Annotated in this window: 14 protein-coding genes; 8 read left to right on the top strand and 6 right to left on the bottom strand. The window is 38.4% G+C overall.

From position 1 onward, the window contains the following. Positions 1-31: 31 nt before the first annotated feature. A complete protein-coding gene (locus ACG916_RS05605; protein WP_034614550.1) occupies positions 32-487 on the top strand; it encodes an Lrp/AsnC family transcriptional regulator in 456 nt (151 codons plus the stop codon). Here the strand turns inward: ACG916_RS05605 and ACG916_RS05600 are convergent. After that, positions 473-1,057, bottom strand: coding sequence for an RNA 2'-phosphotransferase (locus ACG916_RS05600; protein ID WP_105712858.1), 585 nt, complete (start codon positions 1,055-1,057; stop codon positions 473-475). The genes ACG916_RS05605 and ACG916_RS05600 overlap by 15 nt on opposite strands. Before the next feature lie 36 nt (positions 1,058-1,093). Beyond that, complete coding sequence (locus ACG916_RS05595) at positions 1,094-1,504, bottom strand: Lrp/AsnC family transcriptional regulator (RefSeq protein ID WP_234623015.1); 411 nt, start codon at positions 1,502-1,504, stop codon at positions 1,094-1,096. 124 nt (positions 1,505-1,628) lie between these two features. On the opposite strand from ACG916_RS05595, the gene ACG916_RS05590 reads away from it, so the two are divergent. Further along, positions 1,629-2,171, top strand: coding sequence for a cysteine hydrolase family protein (locus tag ACG916_RS05590; protein ID WP_336953131.1), 543 nt, complete (start codon positions 1,629-1,631; stop codon positions 2,169-2,171). Between the two features lie 71 nt (positions 2,172-2,242). On the opposite strand, the gene ACG916_RS05585 is transcribed toward ACG916_RS05590, so the two are convergent. After that, the gene (locus ACG916_RS05585; RefSeq protein ID WP_336953129.1) at positions 2,243-2,752 is read right to left on the bottom strand and encodes a hypothetical protein; all 510 of its coding nucleotides are present in this window, start codon (positions 2,750-2,752) and stop codon (positions 2,243-2,245) included. Positions 2,753-3,068: 316 nt separating this feature from the next. Between ACG916_RS05585 and ACG916_RS05580 the strand changes: the two genes are divergently transcribed. The 5 genes from ACG916_RS05580 to ACG916_RS05560 all read left to right on the top strand — a co-directional run bounded on the left by ACG916_RS05580 (position 3,069) and on the right by ACG916_RS05560 (position 7,939). Further along, on the top strand, positions 3,069-4,235 hold the full coding sequence (locus ACG916_RS05580) for an ATP phosphoribosyltransferase regulatory subunit (RefSeq protein WP_004820956.1): 1,167 nt from the start codon (positions 3,069-3,071) through the stop codon (positions 4,233-4,235). Positions 4,236-4,305: 70 nt separating this feature from the next. Beyond that, on the top strand, positions 4,306-5,625 hold the full coding sequence (locus ACG916_RS05575) for an adenylosuccinate synthase (RefSeq protein ID WP_004721148.1): 1,320 nt from the start codon (positions 4,306-4,308) through the stop codon (positions 5,623-5,625). A 179-nt stretch (positions 5,626-5,804) separates the two neighbouring features. After that, the gene (locus ACG916_RS05570; protein ID WP_336953126.1) at positions 5,805-6,596 is read left to right on the top strand and encodes a M48 family metallopeptidase; all 792 of its coding nucleotides are present in this window, start codon (positions 5,805-5,807) and stop codon (positions 6,594-6,596) included. A gap of 140 nt (positions 6,597-6,736) precedes the next feature. Further along, positions 6,737-7,042 (top strand): hypothetical protein, encoded by a 306-nt coding sequence (locus tag ACG916_RS05565; protein ID WP_419327385.1) that lies wholly within the window; start codon positions 6,737-6,739, stop codon positions 7,040-7,042. A gap of 111 nt (positions 7,043-7,153) precedes the next feature. Beyond that, entirely contained in the window at positions 7,154-7,939 is a 786-nt protein-coding gene (locus tag ACG916_RS05560; protein ID WP_336953123.1) for a M48 family metallopeptidase, read from the top strand. 94 nt (positions 7,940-8,033) lie between these two features. Here ACG916_RS05560 and ACG916_RS05555 read toward each other — a convergent pair whose 3' ends face one another. After that, entirely contained in the window at positions 8,034-9,083 is a 1,050-nt protein-coding gene (locus tag ACG916_RS05555; protein WP_336953122.1) for an NADP(H)-dependent aldo-keto reductase, read from the bottom strand. Between the two features lie 329 nt (positions 9,084-9,412). Further along, on the bottom strand, positions 9,413-10,123 hold the full coding sequence (gene crp, locus ACG916_RS05550) for a cAMP-activated global transcriptional regulator CRP (protein WP_004721139.1): 711 nt from the start codon (positions 10,121-10,123) through the stop codon (positions 9,413-9,415). 151 nt (positions 10,124-10,274) lie between these two features. Here crp and ACG916_RS05545 point away from each other — a divergent pair, with 151 nt between their 5' ends. Further along, on the top strand, positions 10,275-10,697 hold the full coding sequence (locus ACG916_RS05545) for an OsmC family protein (RefSeq protein ID WP_419327386.1): 423 nt from the start codon (positions 10,275-10,277) through the stop codon (positions 10,695-10,697). A gap of 183 nt (positions 10,698-10,880) precedes the next feature. Here the strand turns inward: ACG916_RS05545 and ACG916_RS05540 are convergent, their stop codons facing one another. Then, entirely contained in the window at positions 10,881-11,684 is an 804-nt protein-coding gene (locus ACG916_RS05540; protein WP_419327387.1) for a peptidoglycan DD-metalloendopeptidase family protein, read from the bottom strand. Between the last annotated feature and the right edge of the window lie 26 nt (positions 11,685-11,710).

Raw genomic sequence — 11,710 nt, 5'->3', positions numbered from 1 at the left:
GGTTTTATCTACTAGAAATAATTTTATGAAATTGGATCAGATAGATCGGCGTATTCTGTGTGCATTACAACGTAATGGAAAACTACAAAATAATGAATTGGCAGAACAGATCGGTTTATCCGCTTCACCTTGTTTAAGACGAGTAAAGCAACTGGAGGATGAGGGGATCATTGACCAATATGTTGCATTGGTCAATCCACACAAAGTAGATCTTAGTTTGACAGTCTTTGCACGAATTTGGTTAAAGAGTCAGGATGAACAAGCGGTCAATCGATTTATCGAAAGCATTATGAATATTTCTGAAATTGTTGAATGTCAACTTATGGCAGGAGATTGTGATTTTTTCTTACGTATTGTGGTTTCTGATTTAGAGGCATATCGTAAATTTCAAATTAATCATTTAAATAAAATTCCAGGGATCCAGAATGTCAAAACTGAAATCCCTTTACAGAAGATTAAACAGACCACAGCCTTACCGCTGGATTAGTTTTTTTGATTCGCTTTCGAATAACTTTAAATATTTTATCGGCACTTGTTCAGTCAACCAAACCCCATTTTCAGCACAATAAAATTGGAAACCATCTTGATGCATCTGTTTGGTGTCTAGGATGAAAATGATGACTTTGCCATGTCGTTGTCCCACTTTCTGGGCTGTGACTAAATCAGCAGATAAATGTACGTGATGACGTTCACCTGAAATTAAGCCTTTTTCTAAAATACTGTCGACAAAGCGAGTTGCTGTTCCATGAAAAAGTGTATCGGGTGGCGTAATAGCAACATACTCACGTTGAACCTGAGCACTAGAGTGACCTTGTACTGCGCGGATTTTGTTTTGATCAGGTGAAAGTTGGAAGCGTTTTTTATCACTGCTTTCAACGACCTCAATCAACTCTACGAGTTTAAGTGGTCTTCTGTGTTTGATCATTTGCTGTAAAAGGATGTGTACATCCGTCCAGCCTTCAGAATCGAGTTGGATTGCAATGGTTTCTGGTTGATGTCGAAGTACTAAACTTAGAAATTTACTATGTTCGCGTAATGTTTTTTCTGAAGATTTCATTTGTTATTCTTACATGATATGGATTTGGATATAAAATTAAGGCTGAGTTTCAATTGCTCTTACGACACTATCTACTGAATATTGTCCCCATTCAGAGAGTTGCTCGATAAATAGATTGATTGCATGACTATCAAAATGCGCAACCAGCATATAGCAAGCGGAACCACAGACTTTATAGCAACTTTCAATTGACTCAAATTGAGCGATAAATGCTTCAAACTGTTCAAATTCATTAGTCTGCATCATCACACGTATAAATTGTGTTGATTGGTTCTGTAGCGTAATCGTATATTTCTGAATTGTGCCTTCATCTTGCATTCGCGCAATGCGACTTCCTACAGCTTGGCCTGTACGGTGTACTAATTTTCCGATCTCTTTATTGCTTAACCGAGAATCAGTTTTTAGTATTTTTAAAATTTTGAGGTCAATTGGGTCATTTGGCAACATAGTGAATTGAACAAATTTTCAGTTTGAAAGTTTCTAATCGATTATTCTTTCATGAGTGACTGCAAATCGCCAGTTGTTTTGATTAATCTTATAAAAACATCAACACAAGGGTTAGGGAAACACCATGAGTCAAACAGCATTATTAGTGATAGATGTACAAAACGATTATTTTCCTCAAGGGAAGATGGAGTTGTTCTGTGCGGAACAGGCTTTAAAACATATCAATCGATTGGAAGATCTATTTATAAAGCGTGAGCAGCCGATTATTTATATTCAGCATATTGCCAATCAACCCAATGCTACATTTTTTGAAGCAGGAACGCAGGGTGTAGCACTACATTCGGGTTTACGTGTTAAGATCGATTCAATTGTGATTGAAAAACATTATCCCAATAGCTTTTTTCAAACCACTTTAAAAGCAGAATTAGAGCGACTGAATGTTGATAAATTGGTGATTAGTGGCATGATGACGCATATGTGTGTTGATGCGACGTCACGTGCAGCGGCAGAATTTGCTTATCAACCGACGATCATTGCAGACGCTACAGCGACGCGTCAATTGAGCTATTCAGGCAGAACAGTTGAAGCAGAAGATGTACAAACAGCCTGTTTGTCAGCCTTTCAAATGTTTTCACAAGTAGTCAGTATCGAGGACTATTTAAAATAGCTGAAAGAGTCAAAATAACAGGGAAGTACAGCGATTCGATTTTGTACTTCCCTTTAAATCTGAATAAAAATTTATTCTTGGTTTAAGAAACCTTCTTTGATTTTTTCAGGTAAACCTGTATGCCACCATGTATAAATGGAAGATTTTATTTCGTCATCTTGTTCAGGATCATTGAAAGGTTCATCATCTTCACGAATCAACTCATCGCCTTCAAATTTAAACCAGAATTCCCACGGGTCATCATCCCCACAACCCCAAGCCAGAGTGTGAATTTCAGGGAGTAATGCTTTTAAGAAAAGTAGGATTGCTTCGATAAACTCATCACCCGAAGAACCATGCACAAAATGGGCAACTGAATAGCCTGCAATAGTGTGTAATGATTCAGGACCCAAATCAAACTCAATATTGTCAACTGTATTTAAAAGATCTTCTGCAAGTTCTTGCCCCAATTGTGAATTGAGCTCAACTGCAACAGCAATAAATTTGTCTTGTTCACCGCGATGCTCTTGAAATAAACGGCCTAGCTTTTGCATGATTTCCGTATTTGGATGCGTGTAATATAAGTTGCTATGTAGTTCCATACTTCCCCAGTTTTTAGTATTTCAGTTGCTTTAAATAGATGCTGTTTTTCTAAACGAATAAATTATATTTTCAACAACGCAAATAGCAATCAACACTTGTGTGAAAAGTTAAATAAATACAAAGAATTGAAGTGGGGTAATGTGTAATAGATAGTTTTTTGCCTAAATTATGCATAAGTGGTCAAATTATCTAGGCATCAAAAGTTATTTTATTAATGCATGGCGCAGATGATCGTGCTAAAATAAGAGAAATCGGGTGTGTTCCCGATTTTTTTATGCGGATTACTTCCGCGCTGACAGGATTTAGGTTTACAACATGCCCATTTCAGAGACATGGTTATTACCTGATGGTGTAGCTGATGTATTACCAGAGCAAGCGCAAGTAATTGAAAAATTGCGCCGTGAAGCTTTAGATTTCCTCGCATCACGAGGTTATCAGCTGGTGTATACGCCATTCATCGAATACATCGAATCTCTTTCTTCTCTCTCCGAATCGAATCAAGATTTAGACTTAGCCACTTTTAAAGTCATCGACCAACTTTCAGGTCGTTTACTTGGTGTGCGTGCCGATATGACACCACAAGTGGCTCGTATTGATGCCCATGTACATCAAGTACAAGGTGTGGCGCGTTACTGCTATGCAGGAACTGTACTTCATACTAAACCACAAGGTTTTAATACCACGCGTGCACCACTTCAGTTAGGTGCAGAGTTATTTGGTTCAGACAGTATTGACGCAGACGTTGAAATGATCGATGTGATGCTCAATCTGCTTAATACCGCGGGTTTAGCTGATGGTATCCATCTTGATTTAGGGCATGTAGGACTGTTTAGAAGTCTGGTAAAACATGTGGGTTTAAACAAATCAACAGAAAGCCATTTATCTGATTTGTATCAGCGCAAAGCACTACCAGAACTTGCTGAATTCACTCAAGATTTAGAATTTGGTTCTGATTTTTATGCTTTAGGTCGTTATGCAAGTGATCTGGATGCATTGCAAGCGAATATTAGCGCAGAGATTTTTGCTGATGAAGCATTTAAAAATGCTTTTGAGGTACTTAAAACAACATATACAGAAATTCAAGCACGTTGGCCAAAACTCAATATTGGTATCGATGTTGTAGAGCTTCGTTCGTACCATTACCACACTGGGTTAATGTATGCCGTGTATGCACCAAACCGTGCTGCACCGTTGGCACAAGGTGGTCGTTATGATGGTATTGGTGAACACTTTGGACGTGCGCGTCCTGCAACAGGCTTTTCTTGTGACTTGTATTCCTTAAGTGCGGGTCAACGTCAACAGATTGAAAAAGTAGTTGCACCGAAAGGTACCGAATCCACTTTGCTGGATGCGATTGCCGTAGCACGTCAACAAGGTTTAAGTGTAATTCAGTTATTGGGTAATGACGATTTAAACTCAGTTCCAAATGCAACCCACCAGATGGTGAATGTTGCCGGTGAGTGGAAAATCGAAACAATTTAAGTATCAGATTGAATGTTCATGTCATTCGATTTGGTTTTCTATTTTAACAGCATGATGTAATGAGGCTATTATGGGCAAAAGTGTTGTGGTACTCGGTACCCAATGGGGCGACGAAGGTAAAGGTAAAATCGTTGACCTGCTCACAGATCAAGCAGCTGCGGTAGTACGTTATCAAGGCGGACATAACGCAGGGCATACGCTCGTCGTTGGTGGTAAGAAAACAGTTCTTCACCTCATTCCATCAGGTATTTTACGTGAAAACGTACTTTGCTTAATTGGCAATGGTGTTGTACTTTCACCTGAAGCATTGATCAAAGAGATGGATATTCTTGAGAAAGAAGGCGTACCCGTTCGTGAACGTCTGCGTATTTCTCCAAACTGTCCGTTGATTCTTCCTCACCATATTGCACTTGATCAAGCGCGTGAGAAGAAACGTGGTAATGCCAAAATCGGTACAACGGGTCGTGGTATTGGTCCTGCTTATGAAGATAAAGTAGCCCGTCGTGCGATCCGTGTTGCGGATTTAGTTCGTGGTGGCGAACATCTTAAAGCACAGCTTGAAGAGCTTCTTGAATATCATAACTTCCAATTGACTCAATTCTTCGGTGTTGAAGCAGTTAAAGTTGAAGATGTATTGGCACTTTGTGATCAATGGCGCGAAGTGGTTAAGCCATTAGTTTTAGATGTGATTACAACATTGCATGACTATCGTAAAGATGGTGCAAACATCATGTTTGAAGGTGCGCAAGGCTCACTTCTTGATGTCGATCATGGTACATACCCATATGTAACTTCATCGAATACTACCGCTGGTGGTGTAAGTTCAGGTTCAGGTCTTGGTCCATTGCATCTTGACTATGTTTTGGGAATTACCAAAGCCTATACAACTCGTGTAGGTGCAGGTCCATTCCCAACTGAGCTTGTTTATGATGCTGCCAATGATGTTGGTGATGCAGTTGGTAAACATTTGGGTACTGTGGGTTCAGAATTCGGTGCGTCGACTGGTCGTCAGCGTCGTTGTGGTTGGTTTGATGCTGAAATCTTACGTCGTTCTGTAGATGTAAACTCATTATCAGGTATTTGCTTAACTAAACTTGATGTTTTAGATGGTTTGGAAGAAGTGAAAATCTGTATCGGTTATGAAGCTGCAGATTCAGGTTGTGTGGGTTCTACAGATGCGCTTGCATTTGAAACATTAAAACCAATTTATGAAACTATGCCAGGTTGGTCTGAGTCTACGTTTGGTGCCAAATCATTGGATCAATTGCCACAAAACGCAATTAATTATGTAAAACGTATTGAACAGTTGATTGAATGTCCTATCGACATCATTTCAACGGGTCCAGATCGTGATGAAACAATTGTGATGCGTCATCCATTTGATGCTTAATTGATTCAATCTTTAAAAAGCTCCTACGGGAGCTTTTTTTATTGTTGTTATTTTTAGGTGTTTTAAATAAAGTGTGATTATATTTTGATTTTTTTTGTAAAATACAACATAATTCAGCCGCTAAGAGCTGAGCTTCGTTTTGAAGCTTGCAATAAGATCTATGAAATTTGGTGAAAATAATGATTAACAAGAAACTATTACTTGGATTAGGGTTGGCTATAGGCTTAACAGGTTGTACAACTGTTGCTGAATTAACGGGTAATGATTCTGCGACGCTAAACCTCAATGCAGCAGCAGATTATAAACTTCTTGTAGATGATGCAAGGGCACAAAAAGCACTTGATACAACATCTGCAACATATAAACGAGTCAATGCTGTTTTCTTAAAGATGAAACCTTTTGCTGATCAAGCAAATCAAACTGGTCAAAAATTTGACTGGCAATTGAGTGTACTTAAATCAAATGAACTCAATGCATTTGTAATGCCTGGCGGTAAGGTTGTATTCTTTACAGGTATTGTCAATCAATTGAAACTGACTGATGCTGAAATTGCTGCCATTATGGGACATGAAATGACCCATGCCTTAGAGGAGCATTCTAAACGTGGTGCTGGTGCAACGGCAATTACTGACTTTGCTGTGAAAATGGGCAAAACCTATGCAGGCGATAAATTGGGTTCAGTCGGCACTCAAGCTTTAGACATCGGGAGTAAATATGGTGTAGGTCTGCCATATTCACGTAGTTTAGAATCATCTGCTGACCGTGGTGGATTAATGCTTATGGCGAAAGCTGGCTATAATCCTGAAGCGGCAATCAGTGTTTGGCAAAAAATGAACAAGATTGATGGCGGCAGTAATAATGGTGTACAGAAGTTCACTTCAACACATCCATCAAATAACGACCGTATATCAGATTTAAACAAAAACATGGTTGAAGCAAAGCAAATTTATCAATCTGTTGTTAAAAAGTAATTTGATCGCAGAGTGTTCAGCCCGATGTAAATCGGGCTTTTTATTTAAAGCTAAAAAAGACTAAAGTCGATATCAATCAGGCTAGGTTTTCAAGCTTAGCTTGTTAAAATGTCCTTTTATATACACATTGAGTTTGTAGGATGCAAAAGAATATATCGAGCACAATATTTTACTCTCTGATTTTCGCAATGGGCGGTGCTCCAACGATTGCAATGCTGATTATTCAGGCTCAAACCACTGATCTGAATATTATCAATAATGCATTGTTAGGTCTGAGTGTAATGGTTGCATGTGTGCTGGTTCCTGTTATTTTGATCCAAAATGCATTTTTATTTATCAAAAGAAACGACCAATTGTTAGAGAAAAAAATTATTCCATTGAAAAACATATATTTGATGCTTAATGTGATTTGTCTCATCTATTGGTTGGCGATTCAATTTTTGTAAAATTTCACTTACATAATTAATATGAATTAATGGATCTTATTGATTTAACCTTATGTAACATTTGCATATAATCCACAGTGCTTTTCATTGTTCTCCATGGAGTTGATTATAATGAACAATAAATTAATGCTTAGTCTTTGTGCGGCGACTGCCATTTCAATTTCAGGGTGCTCAACTATTGCGGATATGGCAGGTGCTGATTCTGCAACGCTTAATTTAAACGCAACACAAGGCTTTAATAAAACGGTGCAAGAAGCACGTTTGAATAAGACTCTAGATACAACTTCTGCAACTTATAAAAAAGTGAACGCAGCATTTATCCGATTAAAACCTTTTGCAGATCAAATGAACCAAACGGGTCAAAGATTTGATTGGCAGTTGGCTGTTCTTAAGTCAGACGAAATCAATGCTTATGTCGCACCCGGTGGTAAAGTAGTTTTTTACACAGGGATTGTAAATCGACTCAATCTATCTGAAGCTGAAGTTGCTGCAGTAATGGGACATGAAATGACCCATGCTTTAGAAGAACATTCTAAACAAAAATTAGGTGCGCAAGCGTTGACCAATCTTGCAGTAGGAATTGGTAAATCGTATGCAGGTAGCCAAATTGGTGAATTAGGTAATGCTGCTCTCGATTTGGGAAGCCAAGTTGGAGTGGGTTTACCATACTCACGTAGTTTAGAGAGCCGTGCAGATGAGGGCGGCTTAATGATGATGGCAAAAGCTGGCTATAATCCTCAAGCAGCAATTAGCTTGTGGGAAAAAATGGCGAAACAGGGTGGAGGAAAAGGTTCTGCATTACTGTCAACACATCCATCTGATGTTAATCGTATCAATGCAATGAAAAAGAATTTACCTGCTGCAATGGCAGTTTATACTGCGCGAGGCGGAAGATAAGTTTTTTGATAAAACCTATCGAATAAAAAAGGATGCTTATGCATCCTTTTTTATTGAAAACAACGTAGAACAATGAGCGTTTCAAAAATTGTGCTTAAGGTGCAGGGTTTGGCTGCTGCTGATGAATCGCATCTATTTCCAATAAGATTTCTTCAGACAATTGGGTATCAAAGGCCTGAATATTCTCTTTTAGTTGCTCGAGCGTAGTCGCACCAATAATGGTACTACTCACAAAAAATTGTTGTTTAATAAATGCTAAAGCCAATTGGGTAAGGCTTAAACCATGTTTTTCTGCAAGCTGTGCATATTGTTCTGTCGCCCAATCGCTCTGTGGATTGCTATAGCGGCTAAAGCGAGAAAATAGTGTAATACGTCCTTTTTCAGGGCGTGCGCCGTGGCGATACTTGCCAGTTAAGTAACCAAAGGCTAAGGGTGAGTAAGCGAGTAAGCCAACGCCCTCGTGTTGTGCGATCTCAGACATCCCAATTTCATAAGTACGATTGAGCAAACTATAAGGGTTTTGTACACTCACAATTTTTTCTAAGCCCAATTGTTCAGCTAAATGTAAAAACTTTAAGGTACCCCAAGGTGTCTCATTGGATAAGCCAATATGACGAATACGCCCTTTTTTAACTTCTTTCGAGAGTGCTTCTAAGGTTTCAGCAAGCGGGGTGATGTCTTGTGTACGTGCCGCAAGCTGATTGCTGTAACCCAGCGTGCCAAAGAAGTTAACAGGGCGTTGTGGCCAGTGCAGTTGATAAAGATCTATATAGTCTGTTTGTAAGCGCTTGAGCGAGCTATCAATAGCACTACTGATCTCTGCTTCTATAAACTTGGTATGCCCATCACGAATTTGACTGCCACCTTGTTGGGGGCCTGCAATTTTTGTGGCAATGATAAGTTTGTCACGCTGACCGTTTTGAGCAATCCAATTCCCTATGATGCTTTCAGTCGATCCCTGTGTCTCTGGTTTAGGGGGTACCGGATACATTTCAGCAGTATCCCAGAAATGGATATTTTGATCGATTGCATAAGCAAGTTGTTCAAATGCTTCATTCTGATTATTTTGTTCACCAAAGGTCATGGTACCTAAACAAATTTCAGGGACCACAAGATCAGAATGCCCTAAACGATTTGACTTCATTTTATGTCCTTCAAAACTAATATTCAGTATCTTGTGAGAATAATAGCGTAATTTAAATTTGATAACTAAGTGAAAAAATGTTTCTAATTATCAAAATAAGATAAAGTTATCTGATTCTTTTATAAAATGCTCATTTTAGCTTGGTCTAGTTTTATAGCATGGTCATGAGACCAGCTCACAGTCATTCACTGTGTAGTTCTAGCAACATGAAAAAAGCAAACTCGGGAGTTTGCTTTTAAACTATATTTCAACTTTTTGACAATATTTGATATTTACCCCATTCAACATAATTCTTTAAGGAAATAAATTCTCAAATTTGTTCTCAAGTTTTATTCATCATCTGTGCTTAGTTCGTCTTCAGAAAAATTAGATTCTTCTAAAGATACATCAAATATAAGGATGGCTTTACCGTCGGTTTCGATCATGCCTTGTTCTTCAAGTGTTTTTAGAACACGACCAACCATTTCACGGGAACAGCCCACAATACGACCAATTTCTTGGCGAGTAATGCGGATTTGGCGGCCGTTTGGCAAGATCATCGCTTCAGGCTGTGCTGAAAGATCAATTAAACAACGTGCAATACGACCAGATACATCAATAAATGCAAGGTCAGTTACTTTGCGTGTTGTATTTTTTAAACGACGAACAAGTTGTGCAAATACGGCATAACTTAAGTCAGGATATTGTTTACTAATTTCGTGGAAATTGTCATATGAAATTTCAGCAATTTCACATACGTCACGGGTTCTTACTTCCGCAGTACGTTGTGGATTCTGCTCAAATAATCCCATTTCCCCAAAAAAGTCCCCAGGGTTCAAATATGCAACAACAATTTCACGTTCATCATCTTCACGTAAAATAATTGAAACTGAACCTTTTAAAATTAAATACAGTGATTTTGACTCTGAACCTGCATCAATAATCGTTGAGCGTTTTGGAAAACGATTGATGTGGGCTCTTTTGAGCAAAGCTTTGACTGACTCAGGTAGTTGACCAGGAGACAAAGCATCTGTACTAAGTTGTGCAAAATTAGAAGACATGCTTAAAAATTCCGAATTGGATAATAACTAGATCTGTTGATCTAAATTGAACTCGTCACGTAGAAGCAGTAGAGATGAAATTCCTTATCAACTCATTTTATGCTAGTGTACAGGTACCCCGTAAATTTATAGCTTTTTTTAGGTAGTTGCAATGCAAACTAGCGTTCATTGGTTAGAGAATGTTGCTTTCGAAGCAAAATCAGAAAGTGGTCATCAAATTGTGATGGATGGTTCTGCTGAATATGGTGGTGAAAACCGTGGCCCACGTCCTATGGAACTCATATTAATGGGATTTGGTGGGTGTGCTTCATTCGATATTGTGACCATTTTAAAGAAATCTAGGCAAAATGTAACAAATGTTGTTTGTCAGCTCAAAGCGGATCGAGCAGACACGATTCCAGCTGTATTTACGAAGATACATTTACATTTTGTGGTAACAGGGCATGATGTAAAAGAGAAGCAAGTAGCGAAAGCTGTTGAATTATCAGCCGAAAAGTATTGCTCAGCAAGTAAAATGCTATCCGATGGTGGTGTTGAAATCACCCATGATTTTGAAATAATTTTAGCTGAATAATTAAATTATTATTCTAAAAAGCCAATCCTTAGATTGGCTTTTTTTTATGTGCTCTAACTTTTTAAATTCATGACTCATGCTAACAATTTTTTAAAAAATAAATTATTACAAAATGTGTATTTCTTTAAAAGGACCATTTTTGAAACAAATGTTCAAAGTTTTCTTTGCATTTTGCTTGCAAAATTAAAGTGATAAAAATAATTGTGGATCAACTCGGGCATTATTTAAGCTCATTCCCCAGTGTAGATGTGGACCTGTTACTCGTCCTGTTTTACCCACCAATCCCAATAATTCACCTTGTTTCAAGATTTGCCCTTTTTCTACATTGATTTTACTGAGGTGGCAAAACATGCTGATCAGACCTTGTCCGTGATCAATCATAACGGTATTTCCATTAAAGAAATAATTGCCTGTGGCAACCACTGTTCCTGCGGCAGGCGCAACCACTTTTTGTCCGATGGGGGCAGGGATATCTAAACCAGAATGTGGAGCACGTTCTTCACCATTAAAAAAGCGTTTACGACCAAATGAATTACTAAATTTTCCTGCTGTAGGACGGATAAATGTTGGAAAGTCTTTCCATTGTGCAGGGCTAAAAGAGCTATAAACACTGTTTTGTTCTTTCGCTTCTTGGCTATAACGATCAAGTTGTTCTTGATTCGGATTGACGTAGTCCTGATTTTTTACATTGAGGCGCTGCTCAGCGTATTTAAATGGCTTCACTTCAATATTAATTGGGCCTTTAGAGCTTTGTAATTGCAGTGTACCCAGTGGCGCTGAAAGCGGAATACCAAAAACAATATGGTTTACTGCATTTTCACCATCCACGATCAAGACAGGTTTGTCTTGATAAGTGACATTTAACACGGTTTTAGCAACAGGAATAACCGCTATGCCACCTGCACGACGTGAGTCTTGAGGTAAGGCAAAAGCTTGTGTTGCTATAATTAAGCTAGATAGTAGGAAAAGTTTTTTGATTGAAGGCATAAATAACATACAAGGTTTAATTTTTT

The organism is Acinetobacter legionensis (assembly GCF_048552295.1).
In the GTDB taxonomy this organism is placed as follows: domain Bacteria; phylum Pseudomonadota; class Gammaproteobacteria; order Pseudomonadales; family Moraxellaceae; genus Acinetobacter.
This window is presented reverse-complemented; position numbering and strand designations above follow the sequence as displayed.